The organism is Subtercola endophyticus, from assembly GCF_021044565.1.
Classification (GTDB): Bacteria; Actinomycetota; Actinomycetes; order Actinomycetales; family Microbacteriaceae; genus Subtercola; species Subtercola endophyticus.
On record NZ_CP087997.1, the window covers coordinates 2,554,042 to 2,571,356 of the forward strand.

At 65.9% G+C, this 17,315-nt stretch carries 16 protein-coding genes; 9 read left to right on the forward strand and 7 right to left on the reverse strand.

Translation table 11 applies throughout. The features are described from left to right. The first annotated feature begins 31 nt into the window (after positions 1-31). Genes LQ955_RS11880 through LQ955_RS11900 form a run of 5 tightly spaced genes read left to right on the forward strand, consistent with a single transcriptional unit; the run spans position 32 to position 5,545 of the window. Positions 32-1,018: a GDP-mannose 4,6-dehydratase gene (locus tag LQ955_RS11880; RefSeq protein ID WP_231024747.1), complete on the forward strand. Its 987-nt coding sequence runs from the start codon at positions 32-34 to the stop codon at positions 1,016-1,018. A gap of 59 nt (positions 1,019-1,077) precedes the next feature. After that, positions 1,078-2,046 (forward strand): GDP-mannose 4,6-dehydratase, encoded by a 969-nt coding sequence (locus LQ955_RS11885; protein ID WP_231024748.1) that lies wholly within the window; start codon positions 1,078-1,080, stop codon positions 2,044-2,046. A gap of 5 nt (positions 2,047-2,051) precedes the next feature. Continuing rightward, on the forward strand, positions 2,052-3,245 hold the full coding sequence (locus LQ955_RS11890; protein WP_231024749.1) for a glycosyltransferase family 4 protein: 1,194 nt from the start codon (positions 2,052-2,054) through the stop codon (positions 3,243-3,245). After that, positions 3,242-4,093, forward strand: coding sequence for a glycosyltransferase family 2 protein (locus LQ955_RS11895; RefSeq protein WP_231024750.1), 852 nt, complete (start codon positions 3,242-3,244; stop codon positions 4,091-4,093). Before LQ955_RS11890 ends, LQ955_RS11895 begins: the two co-directional genes overlap by 4 nt. A 3-nt stretch (positions 4,094-4,096) precedes the next feature. Then, entirely contained in the window at positions 4,097-5,545 is a 1,449-nt protein-coding gene (locus LQ955_RS11900; protein WP_231024751.1) for a hypothetical protein, read from the forward strand. On the opposite strand, the gene LQ955_RS11905 is transcribed toward LQ955_RS11900, so the two are convergent. The 3 genes from LQ955_RS11905 to LQ955_RS11915 are packed head-to-tail and all read right to left on the reverse strand — an operon-like array spanning position 5,542 to position 10,171. Continuing rightward, on the reverse strand, positions 5,542-7,386 hold the full coding sequence (locus tag LQ955_RS11905) for a hypothetical protein (RefSeq protein ID WP_231024752.1): 1,845 nt from the start codon (positions 7,384-7,386) through the stop codon (positions 5,542-5,544). The two genes, LQ955_RS11900 and LQ955_RS11905, sit on opposite strands and share 4 nt — an antisense overlap. 32 nt (positions 7,387-7,418) lie before the next feature. Further along, positions 7,419-9,599 (reverse strand): carbohydrate binding domain-containing protein, encoded by a 2,181-nt coding sequence (locus tag LQ955_RS11910; RefSeq protein WP_231024753.1) that lies wholly within the window; start codon positions 9,597-9,599, stop codon positions 7,419-7,421. Further along, entirely contained in the window at positions 9,596-10,171 is a 576-nt protein-coding gene (locus LQ955_RS11915; protein ID WP_231024754.1) for a hypothetical protein, read from the reverse strand. The genes LQ955_RS11910 and LQ955_RS11915 overlap by 4 nt, the downstream gene beginning before the upstream one ends. 283 nt (positions 10,172-10,454) lie before the next feature. Here LQ955_RS11915 and LQ955_RS11920 point away from each other — a divergent pair, with 283 nt between their 5' ends. The 3 genes from LQ955_RS11920 (at position 10,455) to LQ955_RS11930 (ending at position 13,426) form a co-directional block, all read left to right on the forward strand. Beyond that, positions 10,455-11,387 carry an NAD-dependent epimerase/dehydratase family protein gene (locus LQ955_RS11920; RefSeq protein WP_231024755.1) on the forward strand — a complete coding sequence of 311 codons (933 nt, stop codon included), beginning with the start codon at positions 10,455-10,457 and terminating at the stop codon, positions 11,385-11,387. Positions 11,388-11,439: 52 nt separating this feature from the next. Then, positions 11,440-12,162: a glycosyltransferase family 2 protein gene (locus tag LQ955_RS11925; RefSeq protein ID WP_231024756.1), complete on the forward strand. Its 723-nt coding sequence runs from the start codon at positions 11,440-11,442 to the stop codon at positions 12,160-12,162. A gap of 124 nt (positions 12,163-12,286) precedes the next feature. Next, complete coding sequence (locus LQ955_RS11930; protein ID WP_231024757.1) at positions 12,287-13,426, forward strand: glycosyltransferase family 4 protein; 1,140 nt, start codon at positions 12,287-12,289, stop codon at positions 13,424-13,426. 10 nt (positions 13,427-13,436) lie between these two features. Here LQ955_RS11930 and purE read toward each other — a convergent pair whose 3' ends face one another. Further along, positions 13,437-13,958 carry a 5-(carboxyamino)imidazole ribonucleotide mutase gene (gene purE, locus LQ955_RS11935; RefSeq protein ID WP_231024758.1) on the reverse strand — a complete coding sequence of 174 codons (522 nt, stop codon included), beginning with the start codon at positions 13,956-13,958 and terminating at the stop codon, positions 13,437-13,439. 159 nt (positions 13,959-14,117) lie between these two features. Further along, complete coding sequence (locus LQ955_RS11940) at positions 14,118-15,266, reverse strand: 5-(carboxyamino)imidazole ribonucleotide synthase (protein WP_231024759.1); 1,149 nt, start codon at positions 15,264-15,266, stop codon at positions 14,118-14,120. Positions 15,267-15,424: 158 nt separating this feature from the next. Here LQ955_RS11940 and LQ955_RS11945 point away from each other — a divergent pair, with 158 nt between their 5' ends. Beyond that, positions 15,425-15,949, forward strand: a complete 525-nt coding sequence (locus tag LQ955_RS11945; RefSeq protein ID WP_231024760.1) for a GtrA family protein — start codon at positions 15,425-15,427, stop codon at positions 15,947-15,949. A gap of 22 nt (positions 15,950-15,971) precedes the next feature. On the opposite strand, the gene LQ955_RS11950 is transcribed toward LQ955_RS11945, so the two are convergent. Both LQ955_RS11950 and LQ955_RS11955 read right to left on the reverse strand, forming a co-directional pair. Next, complete coding sequence (locus LQ955_RS11950) at positions 15,972-16,472, reverse strand: PH domain-containing protein (protein ID WP_231024761.1); 501 nt, start codon at positions 16,470-16,472, stop codon at positions 15,972-15,974. 7 nt (positions 16,473-16,479) lie between these two features. Then, the gene (locus tag LQ955_RS11955; RefSeq protein WP_231024762.1) at positions 16,480-17,280 is read right to left on the reverse strand and encodes a biotin--[acetyl-CoA-carboxylase] ligase; all 801 of its coding nucleotides are present in this window, start codon (positions 17,278-17,280) and stop codon (positions 16,480-16,482) included. Between the last annotated feature and the right edge of the window lie 35 nt (positions 17,281-17,315).

Sequence of the window (17,315 nt, forward strand, 5' to 3'; positions counted from 1 at the left end):
AGCATGACCGACACAGAACACCGAGGAATTTATGCCCCGCGCTCTTATTACTGGTATCACTGGCCAGGATGGCCTTTATTTGGGGGAGCTTCTGCTCTCGAAGGGGTATGAGGTTTATGGTCTGATTCGGGGGCAGAACAACCCGAAGCGGGCGCTGGTGGAGGCGACTTTGCCGGGGGTGAAGGTGCTCACGGGTGATTTGACGGATCTGTCGAGTCTGATCCGGGCGTTGGAGGCGGCGAAGCCGGACGAGTTCTATAACTTGGGTGCGATCTCGTTCGTGGCGTATTCGTGGGAGAACGCGTCGTTGACGACGGAGGTGACCGCGAAGGGTGTGCTGAACGCACTCGAAGCGGTGCGCCTGTATTCCGGGGATGACCCGAAGAAGGTGCGGTTCTACCAGGCATCGAGTTCTGAGATGTTCGGGAAGGTGCAGCAGGTTCCGCAGAACGAGGACACCCTGTTGTGGCCGCGGTCGCCGTACGGGGTCGCGAAGGTGTTCGGGCATTACATGACGATCAACTATCGGGAGTCGTACGGCATGCACGCCTCTTCTGGTGTGTTGTTCAATCATGAGTCGCCCAGGCGTGGTCCGGAGTTCGTGACCCGTAAGGTGTCGCAGGCGGTGGCCCGGATCAGTCTGGGTTTGCAGGACAAGATCGTGCTCGGCAATTTGGATGCCCGCCGGGACTGGGGATTCGCCGGCGACTATGTCGAGGCGATGTGGTTGATGTTGCAGCAAGACGAGGCTGACGACTATGTGATCTCGACGGGTGAGACGCACGAGATCCGTGAGTTGTTGCAGCGGGCGTTCGCGGTTGTGGGGATCACGGACTGGGAGCAGTACGTGGAGCAGAATCCGGAGTTCATGCGTCCCGCGGAGGTCGATCTGCTGATCGGGTCGAGTGCGAAGGCGGAGCGGGTTCTGGGCTGGAAGCCGAAGGTCGATTTCGGGCAACTCGTCACGATGATGGTCGAGAACGACGTCATCGAGCAGAAGGCCCTCGCCCGACTGTGACAGCAGCCCTCCCCGCAACGCCACGACTTCGTGGCGCCTGACCCGAAACGGAACTGACCGTGCCTGTCGCGTTGATCACCGGTATCTCCGGGCAAGACGGTTCGTACCTGGCCGAGTCTCTGCTCGCTGACGGGTATCAGGTGCACGGTGTTGTGCGCAGCCCGGGCGAGGAGAACATCGGCGGTCTCGGTGCGCCTGACGCACTCACTCTGCACACTCTGAACCTGCTCGAACCGGGCCGGCTCGAAGAGCTGGTCGCCGAGGTGCGCCCAGACGAGGTCTACAGTCTCGCTGCGATCAGTTCGGTGTTCGAGTCGTGGAAGAACCCGGTGCGCACCGGGGAGGTCAACGGGCAGGTCGTGGTCAGGCTGCTCGAGAGCGCACAGCGGTTGAGCGCCGACCACGGGCATCCGGTTCGCCTGGTGCACGCGTCGAGCGCGGAGATCTTCGGCCAGGCGACCCAATCGCCCCAAACCGAGTCGACGCCGATCGCGCCGACGTCGCCATACGGGGCGTCGAAGGCGTACGCGCACCTCTCTGCGGGGGTGTTCCGCGCGCGCGGTCTGCACGTGTCGAACTGTGTGCTCTACAACCACGAGTCCCCGCGCCGGCCCGAGACGTTCGTGACCCGCAAGATCACGGCGGGTGTCGCCCGCATCAGCGCCGGCCTGCAAGACGGTCTCGAACTCGGCAACCTCGATGCACGCCGCGACTGGGGCTGGGCACCCGATTACGTGGCCGCGATGCGTTTGGCCGCGACAGCGCCCGAGGCGCAGGACTTCATCATCGCGACCGGGGTCTCCCACACCATCGGCGACTTTCTCGATGCTGCCTTCGACCGGGTCGGCATCACCGACTGGTCGGGCCTCGTGACCGTGAACCCCGCGTTCGTGCGACCCGTCGACCCGTCTGAACAACTCGGCGACGCCAGCAAAGCACACGCCGTGCTCGGCTGGTCGCCCACGATCGACTTCGCCACCCTCGTTCACCGCATGGTCGACCACGACCTCGAGCTTCTGGCCACCTGATCGGCGTGAACAGCACGACCCGCCCTCGTTCCGCCCCGATCGTTCTGCTCGACGCGACGGCGATCCCCGCCGACCGAGGCGGGGTCGGGCGTTACGTCGAGAATCTCGTCCCCGAGCTGGTCGCAAGCGGCGTCGACCTCGTGGTGGTCTGCCAGCAACGCGACGAAGCCGGGTTCACGGCGAGTGGCGCCCGAACCATCGTCGCTGCCGGATGGGCGGCACGGGCATCCGGCCGGTTCGCCTGGGAGCAGGTCGCGCTGCCGAGTATCGCCCGTCGTGCCGGCGCGGCGGTGCTGCACTCGCCGCACTACACGTTTCCGCTGTTCAGCCGCCGCAAGCGCGTGGTCACGATTCACGACCTGACGTTCTTCACGGCGCCCGAGGTGCACAGCCGGCTGAAGCGCGTCTTCTTTCGCAGTTGGATTCGTGCCGCCAAGGCCCTGCGACTCGTGGTCGTCACGCCAAGCCAGACCACTGCCGACGAATACGTGCGCATCACTCGGGCCTCTCCCAGCCGCGTGTTCGCGGCGCCGCTCGGCTACGACACGGCGGTGTTCCACGTGCCGAGCGAGGCCGATCTCACCGCGTTCCGCAGCACACTCGTGCCAGAACCCGAGGCGTGGGTCGCTTTTCTCGGCACACTCGAGCCGCGCAAGAACGTTCCCGCCCTCATCGAGGGGTTCGTGAGCGCGACTCGCTCCACTTCACCCGACCAACGACCCGCACTGCTGCTGGCCGGGGGCGCGGGCTGGGATGAAGCGGTCGCCGGCTCGGTCGAAGCAGCGCGAGGCGCCGGCTTCGACATCCGGATGCTCGGCTACGCCCCGCTCGAACACCTGCGCGCTCTGCTCGGCGGAGCCCGCGTCACGGCCTACCCGAGCCTCGGCGAGGGGTTCGGCCTGCCCGTGCTCGAGGCCATGGCGAGCGGAGCCTGTGTACTCACCTCGCGTGAACTGTCGTTGCCCGAGGTGGGCGGCGACGCCGTCGCCTACTGCGCAACAGACGCCGCGAGCATCGGTCGCGAGCTGGCTCGATTGCTGGCCGATGAGCCCGGGCGAGAAGCATATGCCGCTGCGGGCATACAACGCGCAGCGCAGTTCTCGTGGGCTCGCTGCGCGGCGCGACACACCGTTGCGTTCGCCGCTGCCCTGGGCCGTCGTGCCCTGGTACCGAGCGGTGTGGTCGGGAGGCACGCATGACGAGCCCCATCGCACTGATAACAGTGAGCTACTTCTCGGGCGACGACGTCGCGAACTGCCTGCGCTCCGTCGCGGCGGCGAGCGCCGAGCCGCCACAGCTGATCGTGGTGAACAACGCGGCGACGGATGATCTGCAACCCGTTCTCGCTCCCTTTCCCACTGCAACCGTACTGAACCCCGGCAGCAACCTCGGCTACGGTGCGGCGGTGAACCTCGCCGCCGGGTCTCTGCCGGTTTCGGCCGAATGGATTCTCGTCACCAACCCCGACGTCGAGTTCACCCCCGGTAGTATCGACGCCCTTCTGGCCGTTGCGACGGCAGACGACCGCATCGGAGTGGTCGGCCCGCGCATCACGAATGACGACGGTACGATTTATCCGTCGGCCCGGGCTCTGCCGTCTTTCACGGCGGGCGCCGGCCACGCGATCTTTCACCGGGTCTGGCCGGGCAACCCCTGGTCTCGCCGCTACCTGCAGGCCGATCGCTCGCAGACCCGTTCAGACCGACCGGTCACCTCGGGCTGGCTCTCGGGCGCCTGCCTGCTCGTTCGCCGAACGGCCTTCGAAGAGGTCGGCGGTTTCGACGACCGCTTCTTCATGTACTTCGAAGACGTCGACCTCGGTGAGCGTCTGGCGAACGCCGGCTGGAAGGTGCTCTACGTACCGACGGCCTCGGTGGCGCATGCGGGCGGCACCTCGACGAAGGCGCACTCCGCGGCCATGACGAGGGCGCACCATCACAGCGCGTATCTCTACCTCGCCAAGCGGTACCACCAGTGGTACTACCTTCCCGTTCGGGTGGCCCTGCGCGTGGGTCTCGGCCTGCGTTCCGCTGCAGCCGGGCGGTGAGCCGTGTCTGAATCCCGGCTGATCGCGGTCACTTTCTGGGCCCTGTTCGCGGCCGGCATCGCCCTGCGAATCGTGCTGCTGTTCACCTCGGTGTGGCAGCTCGACTCCGACAACGCCGTGGTCTACCTCATCTCGAAGCACATCTCCGAAGGAGACCTCGCCTGGTTCTTCTGGGGCCAGCAGTACGGCGGCACCCTGCTCGAGTTCGCCGCGGGCACCGGGATGCTCGTGTTCGGGCCGCACGTCGAGGTGCTCGGGGTGACGAGCATCCTGGTCGTCGCGGGATGCACGCTCGTCGTACGGCACGTCGCCACCCTGGCGTTCGACAGGCGCACGGGGTACGTGGCCGCGACGCTGTTCTGGTTCTCGGGCTTCTGGATGCTGCACGTGAGCATCAGCGACCCCGGGTTCTACGGGCCGAGTGTTCTGCTCGGCCTCGGCAGCGTGGCGATCGCGTTGCGCCCGGCGATGCGTCACCCGATCGTGCAGTGGCTTCTGGCCGGGCTTCTCGCCGGACTCGCCCTCTGGCAGTCGCCGATGGGCTTTCTGCTCGCGCTGCCGGGGCTGGTCGTTCTGATCGTGCGACAGCCGGTGTGGCAGCGTCTGCTTGCCGGAGTCGGCGCCTTCGTCGTGGGAGCGCTGCCGTACATCCTTCTGACCGTGCTGCCCGCCGATCATCCGGCCCCGAACCGCTTCGGCGGCTGGGGCACGAGCATCGTGAACCTCGGCGGCATGTTCACGGCGGTGCTCGCCTCGACTTTCGGCGCCGAAAATGCGATCGTCAGCGCACTGGTCGGGCTGCTCTGCCTGGGCCTCCTGGTGGTGCTGGCCGTGCTCGCGGCACGGCGACGCACTGCCGTGGCGGGTGTGCTCGTGGTGGGCGCGGTGCTCGAGGTGCTGCTCATCGCCCCGCTGGCCGGCATCGTGCTGAGCGCCACCGACTTTCGGTACAGCTTCTTTCTGCTGCCGGCACTGGCCATCTCGGCGGGCTGGCTGCTGACGCGCATCCGTCTGCTCGGATTCGCCGCGATGCTGCTCTCGGTCGTGCTGACGATCAGCCAGATCTACGTCGTCTTTCCGGTGCCGCAGTTCAATACGCAGAACCGCTACATCATCGGTGATATCTCGGCGCTCGGCGACTACCTGCAGTCACACCACGTGCAGGCGGCGCTGGGCGACTACTGGCTCGCGTACGCCGTGACGGCCGAGACCAACGAACAGGTTACGGTGGGGGCGCTGGCCATCAATCGTCGTTACGTGCCCTACGAAGAAGCGGCAGTGGTTCAGAACCCTGTCGTGCTCATCGTCTATGCGGGGGCGACCAACGACGAGGCGCTGAGGAAGAACACGCAGAAGTTTCCGCCCTCGACCCGGGTCGAGGTCTCCGGCTTCGCGATCTACACCTTCGCGCAGCCCTTCTCCCCCTTCGCCTACAGCTGGGACCTGTACTAGTTTTTCAGCACGAACAGCTCGTAGCGGCGGTCTTTGTCGCCGCTCACGAGGGTGGGGGCATTGGGATCGGCGACCGAGCCGACGAAGGCCTGCCAGTAACCCGGAGACTCGGTGAACGCGTACGTGTCGACGAGAATGGCACACGCCCCGGACGCCTTGACGTCTGCCGCGAACGCTGCGGGCGCATCGTCGTCCGACCAGAAGGAATTCGCATTCGTGCCGACGACGGAGCCGTAACTCCAGCGCAGGCTGGAATCGCCCGCGAAGTCGTAGAACAGGCCCTCGTCGTAATCGCCCATCTGCCCCAGATTGCCCGTCTCCGGGAATCCCTTGAGAGGCAGCTGCACGATGCCGCAGTTCTCCGGCACGGCACCCTCGATCTGACTCACGAACGACTTCAAGTCGGAATCGTCGGTGATCTGAATGTCGAACGCCTTGCGCGGGCCGACGATCTGGTCGACGACGGCGACCAGCCCGAGAACGACCAGAATCACGATGCGCAGCCAGACCTTCTTCGTGATCATGTCGATGAGCACCGCTAGCACGCCGAGCGCCAGCAGGCTGAGCACGATCGACATGCGTGACCACGTTCTGATCTCGGGCGAGACGGCCCACGCGAGCAGCGCCCCGAGCCCGGCCACCAAGAAGAACAGAAACGCCACGACGAAGGCCACAACAAGCGCTCCGATGCGGTCGTCGTCGATGAAGCGCGTGACCACCGTCGGCTTCCGAAGGCCGGTCACGACAGAGCCGCGCAGCAGCCGCACCACGATCACCACCAGCACAATGGCGAACGCTAGGCCCGTGACGATTGCCGTCGACGGATTCTCGCTCGAGGGCGAGGTGGGCGACTGACTCTGGTAGATCTGCGCCCACTGGGCGAGCTTGGCGAACCCCGTCGAGGGCGCGGGCAGCAGCAGATTCATGATCTTGCCGCCGTACAACTCCGACTCGAGGGGCAGCCGGGCACCGAAATACTTCGCGTACCGATCGCCCCAGTTCAGCGAGAGCACCGCCAACTGCGCGCCGATGAACACCACGAGCATCCCGGTCGTCACCGTCGGCCACAGCATGGTTCGAACGAACTCGCGACGCGACCGGCTGCGAACCAGCTCGAGCACGGCCTTCACCGCCCACGTTCCCCCCACCACGATGGCCGCGAAAATGAAGTAGTACGACTGGGTCAACGCGACGAGCAGCGTGATCACCACGATGGGAAGCCACACGCGCCAACGCCGCTGAGCGACCGACCGCGACCTGGAAACCCAGCCGGCGAACGGATTGGTCGTGTCGCCGGCGACCATCAGCACGAGAATGCCGATGAGCGGCACCGCCCAGTAGTTGGCGAGAAACGGATGCCCGTACAGCAGCTGCACGAAGTGGTACGGCACCGTGGCGAAGACAATCGCGAAGAAGATCGCGATGGCACGCCGAACCCGCAGTGCGCGAAAGAAGAAGTACGCCGTGAAGCCCGTGCCGATGAAGCCGACGAGCGAATACACGTTCAGCGCCCAGATGCCGCTCGGCAGCACCGGGGAGAAGATCAGAACGAACAGGGCCGACCACGGGTCGAACAAGGGAGCGAAGAACAGGTTCTGAGCGTTCGGAAAGCCGAGGTTGTGATTCGGCAGAAAAGGAAAGGTGTTCAGTGCACTGCTGAAGATGTCGTAGTGCAGCACCTGGTCGTTTCCGCCGCTGCCCCAGCGCTCACCGAGCTGCGACGGGTTGATCTTGAGCACGTAGAGCGCGATCAGCAGAGCCACTACTCCGCAGCCGAGCGCGATCAGCGCCTCGATGCCCGCCTTGCGCCACGGCGCGAAATTCGAAATCGCCGACTTCATGCTCGGTCTATCCGCTCTCTGGTCTGTCGTCATCAATACACCTGCGCTCCGTCGACCAGCAGCGTGTCGTCGGTGGAATTCTCGTAGATCTCGAACTTGAGCGATGTGTGGTCAGGGTGAGACATGGTGACGTCGACGGCCACCCGAGTCCAGCCACTGCCCGCGGTGAAGTCCACCGTGCCCACATCGGTCGTACCACCGAGCCCCCACAAAGCCAGGGTTCCCTTGAACGTCTTATTCGGGTCGGCGGAACGCACCCACATCTCGGCCGTGTAGGTGTCGCCTGCGATCGTATCGCGCGTGATCGTCTGCGCGAACGATCCACCCTTCGCCGTCGTGTTCGTGGCGCCGAACCACGTACCGTTCTGCGGCGGGATGCCCGTCTGCTGCTGGGTGAAGGTGGCCTGGTTGATCGTGCCGTTGCCGACACCCCAGTTGAGCAGAGAACCGCCTTCGAACGACCCCGCGGTGAGCAAGTTGCGGCTCAGCGAGCCGTCGTCGAAGAGCACGGTCACCTTTGTCGTTCCGATGTAGATCTCCGGTTTCAGCAGTGAGACGGCCGACGACGTGATGTCGGTACTCACGGTGACCTTCGACCAAGTCGCGCCAGCCGTGAAAGACGTCGAGTTGTTGTACGGACTGCCGCCGAGCGCCCACAATGCCAGCGTGCCGCTGAAGGACTCCTTCGGATTCGAAAGCTTCACCCAGATCGAGAAGGAGTACCGGTCTCCGACCGTCGCCTGCACCGGAATCGTCTGGGCCAGGGAGCGATTCGCTACTTGCGTGTTCGAAGCGCCGAACCAGCTTCCGCTGTGCGCGATGGTCGAATCTTGGAAGACTGCTCGGTTGAGATCGCCGTTGCCAGGCGCCCAGCCCCCGAGTTGTCCTTCGAAGCCCGGGCTGCTGAGCAAGTTCTTCAGGGGCGGCGCCTGACCGTAGGCCAGCGCCGCGTTGTCCATCAACAGGGTTCCCGTGGTCGAGTACATGTAGACCTCGAGCCGGATGACCGGGTGCGACGATTGGCGAATGGGCAGCTTGACCGTGATCTTCTGCCACGCGCCGGTCACCGTGTATGCCGTCGACGCGGTCTCGTTCGGCCCGCCGCCGAGGGCCCACGCCGCTACAGCGCCACTGAACGGGGCCGTGCCCGACGAGCGCAACCAGATGGTCGCGGTGACCTGATCGCCCACGTTCACCGTTCGCTGAACATCCTGCGAGTTCGAGCGCCCGGCGACCGTGGTGTTCGTGGCGAAAAGCCACGAACCGTCTTCGGCCAGCGACGGATTGTTGATGTTCTGCCAGTTCGCGGGGCCGTTCTGCTGAACCCAGCCGGCGAACGAGCCCTCGAACGAGGCGTTCATGAGGCCGCCGCCGGTCGGGTCGCCGAACCAGGTGTTGAAGAGCACCCAGAAGTTGCGATTGCCGTAGGCCGAGCAGGCGTCGCCCGAGCCGTACAGGTTTGCCAGCGCGGCGGCGTTCGGCTGATAGGGGGTGTAGATGTACAGGTTCGCGGTCGCCTGGTTCTGAATGAAGACCGAGGACGACCCGCACGAGGTCGAGGGGTTGTACAGAATGTTGTTGTTCCGCCCGGGCTGATAGCTCCACGACGTGCTGTTCTTGGTGTAGCTCTGAAACTGTGCGGCGGCCGCGTAGACCTGGTTGAAGAAGCCGTAGTACGTCGAGTCGCACGCGGCTGTGTCCGGGCATCCGAAGCCCAGAGCCGAACGATACATGTACGAGGTCGGCGAGCTCGTAGTCACCAGGCCCTGCTCCTTCTCGAGCATCACCAGCAGCACCTGCGGGTTGATGCCGCAGACCGCGCCGACGTGCGTCACGATCTGAGCGGCGGTCTCAGAAGAGGCACCGGCGTACGTCTGGCAATACGACGTGGCGGCGCGAGTCGGGGTGGCCTGGCTGTAGTTCTTCAGGCACGGCACCGAAGCCGAACCCGTGCAGCTCGACCCCCGGCTCGAGAGGAACGTCTGCGCCTGAGCGGCCGTCAGCGCCGTGCCGTTGAAGAACGTGGCGTCGCTGATGATGAATCCCGGGTTGAACGAGCTGCCGCTCAGCGCGTTCGCTGCCGGCGCCGAGAGGCCGTCGACCACGGTGAGCCCGGTGACGGTGAGGCAGAGCGCAACGGCGATGGCCGCGAGCCGCCTGACCAGCCCGGGTCGCGTGTGCGAGCTCGGCTTCATGGTTACGCGATCGGTCATGGTATTACCACCTCTGAAGCTGCGGATGTTCCGCTCGATGTCGCCGACGTATAACTGACGGTCACCTGCCACGAGCCGCTCGTCAATGTGTTCGACGTCATCAGGTGGGTGCCGCAGTCAGTTGTTGTCGCCGACGCGGTCGCGTCGTAGGAGTCGGTGGTCACGATACTGCCCAGCGTTGCAGTGATCGTGCAGGTGCCGCCGGATTCGACGATCGACGGCACGAAGGCGCTGACGCTGATACCGCTGTTCGCCGCATCCCATCCGGCCGATGTGATGAACGGGCTGACGACGCCGGGCGGCAGCGTCGTGGGGCTGGGGGCGGGAGCCGTTGTGGCGCTCGGAGTCGGTGTCGGGGTCGCGGTGGGCGTCGCCGTGGGCAGCGGCGTCACCGACGGAGTCGGCGTCGGGGTTCGCGTCGCCGTCGGTGACGCCGTAGCTGTCGGCGTCGGTGAGGCCGCCGGGTGAGAACTCGCCCCACTGATGAGAAAGAAGGCACCGACAAGTGCGGCGACGACCACCACGCCGACAATCACCCACACCCACCAGAGACGCCGCGGTCCGTTCGTCATCTTTGGCAATAGACCTCTCGAATGTCGCAGATCTGCAGTGCTGAACTTCACGGCAGCGCAGGAGTAACCTCACGAGAGCTTACGGCCTGCCTGACCCCCCGTGTGGGTTGCGCGGCGGCGAGTTGTCGCCGGGCCTTCACCCGGAGGGCCACCGACGGTCGCTCTGCGCGGCGTGTTCTGAGCGCCCCGACCCGGTTCGCGGCGGATGCTACTGTTAACGGATTTTGTGCCACGTCTCGCTGGCATTGCCTCACCAGAACGGCCAACAGAAAGTACGTTTGTTATGCCCAAGACCGCGTTGATAGCCGGGGGTGCCGGCTTCGTCGGTTCTCACCTTTCGGAACGATTGCTGTCAGACGGTTACCGTGTCATCGCGGTCGATAACTTCATCACGGGTTCGCCGAAGAACGTCGCGCATCTGGTCGATCACGAGAATTTCACGCTGCTCGAGATCGACGCCGAAACAGCCGAGTCGATCGATGAAACCTTCGACCTGGTGCTGCACTTCGCAAGCCCGGCTTCTCCGCCGCGCTACCTCGCCCACCCCATCGAGACCTTGCACGCCGGGTCGAACGTGACCGAAGCGCTGCTGAACGTGGCCCGCCGAGACGGTGCCCGCTTCATTCTGGCTTCGACTTCTGAGGTCTACGGAGACCCCTCCGTTCATCCGCAGGTCGAAGAATACTGGGGCAACGTCTCCTCGACCGGGCCGCGCAGCGTTTACGACGAGGCCAAGCGCTACGCCGAGGCCATCACGTTCGCCTATCGCCGCTACTTCGAGACCAACACCGGCGTCGTGCGCCTGTTCAACACGTACGGCCCGCGCATGGACATCAACGACGGCCGCGCGATTCCCGCGTTCGCGAAGGCGGCATTGAAGAACGAGCCGATTCCGCTGCACGGCGACGGCAGCCAGACCCGATCGCTCTGCTACGTCGACGACCAGGTCGACGGCATTCTGAAGCTCGCCGCCAGCACCGAAGCCGGGCCCATCAACATCGGCAATCCGCACGAGCAGACCCTGCTCGAGATCGCCCAGCTGGTCATCGAGCTGGCCGGCAGTTCGTCGACCATCGAGCTTCAGCCGCGACCGGTCGACGACCCCGAGCGCCGCCAGCCCGACATCACCAAGGCTCAGACCCTGCTCGGCTGGAACCCGCGTGTCGATGTGCACGAGGGCCTTACGCGCACCATCGCCTGGTTCACCGACAACTGAACGGGGCCGACCCGATGTGCCCCTTCGCACCCCTCCCTCTCGAAAGGTGACCGTGAAACTCTCTGTACTGATGCCCGTCTACAACGAGCAGGCGACCCTGCAAAAGGTGCTCGACCGGGTTCTGGCCATAACGTGGCAACCCGAGGTCGACGTCGAATTCGTCATCGTCAACGACGGCAGCAAAGACAACACCAAAGACATTCTCGACGGCATCGAGGATGACCGGGTCACCGTCTTTCACCAGCCCGTCAACCGGGGCAAGGGTGCGGCCATCCGCAAGGCCGCGTCGCTCGCGGGCGGAGACTACCTGATCATCTGCGACGCCGACGAGGAGTACAAGCCGTCGGACATTCCGGGGCTCGTTCAGCCCATTCTCGACGGCGAAGCCACCATCGTCTACGGCACCCGCACCTTCGGCAGCCACACCTCGTTCTCGTACTGGTACGTCATCGGCAACCGCGGCGTGAACCTGTTCACGAACATCATCTTCAACTCGTACGTCTCCGACGTGGAGACGTGTTACAAGCTGATGCCGACGAAGCTGTACCGCTCGCTGAAAATCACGTCGAACGGCTTCGGCATGGAGGCCGAGATCACCGGCAAGCTGCTCGCCCGCGGGTACCGGCCGTACGAGCTCCCGATTTCGTACAAGGCCCGCACGCGCGCCGAGGGCAAGAAGATCACCGCCTGGGACGGCGTCGAGGCACTGTGGATTCTGCTCAAGATCAGGCTGCGCGAAGGCTCGCGCAGGCAGCCTCCGGCCGAGGTTCTCTGACCCCGGGCATCCGCTCTCGGGGCTGCCGCCCGGCCGCTGCGTTCATCGGCGGTACACAGCAATCGTTCATAGAAGCGCGCGGCCAGGCTGCTAGGGTCATGCCCACAGTAGTTTTGGGAGATATATGGCAACGCTTCGGGTGATCGTTGACCAGATCGTGGCGCCGGTGCCGGGGGGCATCGGCCGGTACACCGAAGAGCTCACCCGAGAGCTCATCACGACCGCCCCGCGCGATTGTGTGGTGCAGGGAATCATCTCCCGCCAGCCGCACGACACGATCGTCGAGCTCGAAAAGCGCCTGCCCGGTCTGGCCGGAATCGAGCGTACTTCCCTGGCCCGGCGTGAGCTCTCAGCGGCCTGGCAGCACGGGCTCTTGACCGGCGCCAGCGCGGGAATGGTGCATGCCACTTCGCTGCTCGCGCCCTTGAAGAAGCACACGCAGCTGCGCAACCCCGGCGACCAGATCGCGGTGACGATTCACGATGTCGTTCCGTGGACGCATCCCGAAACCCTGACGCCGCACGGCGTCTCCTGGCACAAAGCCATGGCCAAGCGCGCCCGTAAGTACGCCGATGCCGTGGTCGTTCCGACCCACGCCGTGGCGCAAGAACTCGCCCGTTACGTCAACTTCGGTGAGCGCGTGCGGGTCATCGGCGGGGCGGTGAGCTCGACCCTGGTGGTTCCGGCCGACGCGGATGCCCGTGCCGAGGCCCTGGGGCTGCCCTCGTCGTACGTGCTCGCCGTGGGCACACTCGAGCCGCGCAAGGGGCTCAGCCAGCTCATCCGCGCTCTCGCTCGCTCAGACGCGCCCGACATTCCGCTCGTGGTCGCCGGCCCGAAAGGCTGGGGAGACCTCGACGTCGACGCCGTCGCGGCCGAGGCCGGCCTCGCGCCGGAACGGCTGATCGTTCTGGGCTTTCTGAGCAACGAAGACCTGGCGCTCGTCATCTCGCGGGCGACGGTGTTCGTCTACCCGAGCCAGGCAGAGGGGTTCGGGCTGCCCGTCGTCGAAGCGCTGCATTTCGGCACCCCCGTCATCCACACCGACGTACCAGCCCTCATGGAGGTGGCCGACGACGCGAGCATCGTGGTGCCGCGCGACGACCCCGAGGGGCTGCCCGAGCGACTCGCGGCGGCGATCACCCAGGTCGTATCGCACCCCGAGCTGGCCGAGCGCCTGCGCATCGTGGGTCTCGACCGCGCCCGCGCCTTCAGCTGGCGCGACTCGGCCGAAAAAGTCTGGCAGCTGCACGCCGACATCTGACCCGCGAGAGTCAGAGGCGCTGCTGAAGGGCGGCGTTCTTGGTGGCGACGGAGGATTCGAGACCGGTGCGGTAGGTGGCGAGCGCCTCGGCGAGCGTGTCCGCCTGGGCGTCGGTACCGGTGCTCAGGATGCTCAGGGCGAGCAGTGCCGCATTGGTGGCCCCGCCGATGGAGACAGTGGCCACCGGCACGCCCGCCGGCATCTGCACGATCGACAGCAGCGAGTCGAGCCCGTCGAGCCGCGCCAGGGGCACCGGAACGCCGATGACGGGCAGCGTCGTGACGGCGGCGAGCATGCCGGGCAGGTGTGCGGCGCCACCCGCGCCCGCGATGATCACCTTGAGTCCGCGTTCACGGGCGCTACGCCCGTACCCGATCATCTTCTCGGGCGTGCGGTGCGCCGAGACGACCTCGACCTCGTGCGCCACGCCGAAGTCGCGCAGCACCTTCACGGCGTCGCCCATCACGTTGTAATCCGAGTCGCTGCCCATGACGACCCCGACGACGACCTGCCCGTGCCCTGCTTCACTCATGCGAACGAGCCTACCCACCCCCTCCCGCCCTCTCACCCCCACTCCCCCCTCGGATTTGCGCAGAAGCACCTAACCCGGCCGTCTTAGGTGCTTCTGCGCAAACTCGATCTACGGAGGGAGGGAGGGAGGGAGGGAGGGAGGGAGGGGCGGACGGGCGAGTTAGGCGGAGAGGTCGGAGCCGAGGAGGGCCGCGACGGAGCGGGCGCGGAAGACGGCGTCGTCGAGGTCGTCGGAGACGGCCGTGACGTGCCCGACCTTGCGGCCGGGGCGCGGCTCTTTGCCGTAGTTGTGCACCTTGACCCCGGGCTGGTCGGCCAGCGCCACGGGATAGGTGTCGTCGAGGCCGCCGGTCGGCGGACCCCCGAGCACGTTGACCATCACCGACCAGGGGGCACGGGCATCCGTCGCGCCCAGCGGAAGGTCGAGCACCGCGCGCAGGTGCTGCTCGAACTGGCTGGTCAGCGATCCGTCGAGGCTGAAGTGGCCGCTGTTGTGCGGGCGCATGGCGAGTTCGTTGACCAGTAGTCGGTCGTCTGTGGTCTCGAACAGCTCGACCGCGAGCACGCCCGTAACGCCGAGCTCGTCGGCGATGCGCGTGGCGATCGACGCGGCCATTTCGGCCAAGCGGATGCTCGCCCCCGGCGCCGGCGCGAAGACCTCGCTGCACACTCCCCCGCGCTGCACCGTCTCGACGACAGGCCAGAGCGCCGAATCGCCCGAGGGGCGGCGCGCAATGAGCTGCGCGAGCTCGCGGCGAAAGTCGACACGCTCTTCGACGAGCAGCGCGCCCCCGTTGGCGTCTTCGTTCAGAATGCGGAACCAGTCGGCTCCTTCGGCCGCGTCGCGGATGAGGCGCACACCCTTGCCGTCGTATCCGCCGCGGGCGGTCTTCAGCACGGCCTCGCCGTCGTGCTCGTCGAGAAAGGCCTGCAGCTCGTCTTCGTCTCGAACGGCGGCCCAGTCGGGCATCGGAATGCCCAGCTCGCCGAGCTTCTCGCGCATGCGCAGCTTGTCTTGGGCGAACTGCAGCGCATCGGGCCCGGGCTGCACCGAGTGGCCCGCAGCCACGAGTTGCCTGAGAATCGTCTCAGGCACGTGCTCGTGGTCAAACGTGACGACGTCGACCGTCGACGCGAACGCGAGAACAGTGTCTGCATCGTGGTAATCACCGACGACAGACGCGGCGAGCGCGGCAGCGGAGCCCTCGTTCTCAGCAAGCACGCGGATGTCGAGCCCGAGGTTCACCGCCGCGGGAATCATCATTCGAGCCAGCTGGCCGCCACCGATCACACCTACACGTAAACTCACCTGCCCACTTTACCGGTGTGGGCACGCTCAGGGCAGGGGTGACCGCTTCCAGCAAAAAGCGCACGGCATCCCATATAGTCGAAGAACCGTTGTCACATGCGAAGTAGTGGGCGGCCTGCAGCGCAGGTGCCGCAAGAAAGCAGCCAGGTTCACACGAGATGAAACATCTTGCAAGCCGCGTCTGGGAGGGATTCCTCACCTACGCCCTCAAGTTCGGCGTCGTCGGCATTCTCGGCATGGTGCTCGACGTCGGAATCTTCAACCTGCTGCTCGTCGGCACGTTCGGCACCGGTCACTTCTACTCCACCGCCATCGGCGCGAAGCTCATCAGCACCACCGTGGCCATCATCTTCAACTGGGTCGGCAACCGGTACTGGACCTTTCGCGAGAACCGCCGCTCACGCGTCTGGCTCGAGCTGCTCGAGTACTCGGTGGTCTCCATCGGCGGTCTCGCCATCGCCGAGGGCTGCATCTGGTTCACGCATCACGTGCTGGGCATGACGAGCCTGCTCGCCACCAACATCGCGGCCAACGTCGTGGGCCTCGCCCTCGGCACTGCCTTCCGTTTTGTGCTGTACCGCTACTGGGTCTACGGCACCAACCGCAGCGATGGCCTCGCGAACCTGCAGGCGGCAGCGTCGGCGAACGCCGTCGAGCGCGAAGAGGCGCTCGTCAAGAGCTGAGCGCTCCGCTCGGTATCACGAGCTAGCCGCTCAGGTCGGCCAGCGCCGCGACGATCAGCCGAGCATCCGGCACGTCACGTAAGACAAGCGGATGATCGCTGCCCGAGTGAATCGTCACATCACCGCTGCGGAACACCGCCTGCAGGCCGCGCCGCCGCAGCGTCACGTCGAACCCCCGCCGCAGCGACACCTCCTGCCGCTCGCGCACGAACAGCCCCTGCACCGCGATGACCCGGCGCGTCGTGATCGTGTAACGATGGGCCAGCCACGAGAGCAGCGGCCCGACGAACCCGAACACCAGCACGGCCGCTGCGACTCCGAGGGCCGTGAAGTTCTGCCACTCCTCCGGAAAGCGGCCGAGCCAGTAACCGCACGCTGCGGCGAGGGCGATGAGAATGACGGTGGGCACGAACATCCGCCTGAGGTGCCGGCGATAGCGCGCCACCACCCGCTCGCCGAGCTCGGGATGCACGAGCGTGGTGAATTCGTCTGCTTCCGGTTCGTAGGGTGACGGCGTCGGCATCGGTGGGTCAGTACCTCAGGTGAGTGACGTCGCCGGCCGAGACGGCGAAGGTGAGGGCATCCGCGTCTTTCACGACCACGATGCGGCCGCTGTCGTCGAGCCCCGTGGCCAGACCGGTCACCAGTTCTCCTCCGGGCAGCTCGACCGAGACGTGCTGCCCGATGGTGCTGCACGCGGCCGTCACCCGTGCGGCCACACCGCTGGTGACGGCATCGCCGGCGTGCTGCACGAAGGTGGTGTAGAGCTCCTTCAGTTCGCGCAGGTAGGCGGACAGCAAGTCGTCGGCCGTGAATCCGGTGCCCCCGGCGAGCGCGATAGAGGTGGCGGTGGCGACCGGAAGCTCGTCTGCCGTGAGAAACAAGTTCACACCCGAACCCAGCACGACCCCGTTCGCCCCGGGCAACAGCTCGGCGAGAATACCCGAGACCTTAGCCCGCCCGATGAGCACGTCGTTGGGCCACTTCACCGTTGCGATGGCTTCCGATCCGGAGGCGCTCAGCACGGAGTTGACCGCCTGCGCCATCGCCACCCCACCCACGAGCGGGAGCCAGGCGAGCGACTCGATCGGCAGCTGGGGTTGCGGGCGCAGCAGAACCGAGATCGCCAGCGACGACCCCGCCGGCGCGCTCCAGACCCGACCGAGCCGACCCTTGCCCGCGGTCTGGTTGTCGGTGGCGAGCACCGAGAAGTCGGGCCACGAGGCGGACTCCGGCCCCGTGGCCGCCTCGACCAGCGCCGGGTTGGTCGACGGCGATTCGGCCAGCCAGTCGAGCCGGGGGACCTCTGCGGCACTCAACGGAAGGTTCATACTTCTGAGCGTAGAGCGCCGGGGGCAGCGAAACC

Coding starts and splice junctions, on each gene's coding strand:
- LQ955_RS11880 (WP_231024747.1), top strand. CDS start 32: ATGCCCCGCGCTCTTATTACTGGTATCACTGGCCAGGATGGCCTTTAT.
- LQ955_RS11895 (WP_231024750.1), top strand. CDS start 3,242: ATGACGAGCCCCATCGCACTGATAACAGTGAGCTACTTCTCGGGCGAC.
- LQ955_RS11905 (WP_231024752.1), bottom strand. CDS start 7,386: ATGAAGTCGGCGATTTCGAATTTCGCGCCGTGGCGCAAGGCGGGCATC.
- LQ955_RS11910 (WP_231024753.1), bottom strand. CDS start 9,599: ATGACCGATCGCGTAACCATGAAGCCGAGCTCGCACACGCGACCCGGG.
- LQ955_RS11915 (WP_231024754.1), bottom strand. CDS start 10,171: ATGACGAACGGACCGCGGCGTCTCTGGTGGGTGTGGGTGATTGTCGGC.
- LQ955_RS11920 (WP_231024755.1), top strand. CDS start 10,455: ATGCCCAAGACCGCGTTGATAGCCGGGGGTGCCGGCTTCGTCGGTTCT.
- LQ955_RS11930 (WP_231024757.1), top strand. CDS start 12,287: ATGGCAACGCTTCGGGTGATCGTTGACCAGATCGTGGCGCCGGTGCCG.
- purE (WP_231024758.1), bottom strand. CDS start 13,958: ATGAGTGAAGCAGGGCACGGGCAGGTCGTCGTCGGGGTCGTCATGGGC.
- LQ955_RS11945 (WP_231024760.1), top strand. CDS start 15,425: ATGAAACATCTTGCAAGCCGCGTCTGGGAGGGATTCCTCACCTACGCC.
- LQ955_RS11950 (WP_231024761.1), bottom strand. CDS start 16,472: ATGCCGACGCCGTCACCCTACGAACCGGAAGCAGACGAATTCACCACG.
- LQ955_RS11955 (WP_231024762.1), bottom strand. CDS start 17,280: ATGAACCTTCCGTTGAGTGCCGCAGAGGTCCCCCGGCTCGACTGGCTG.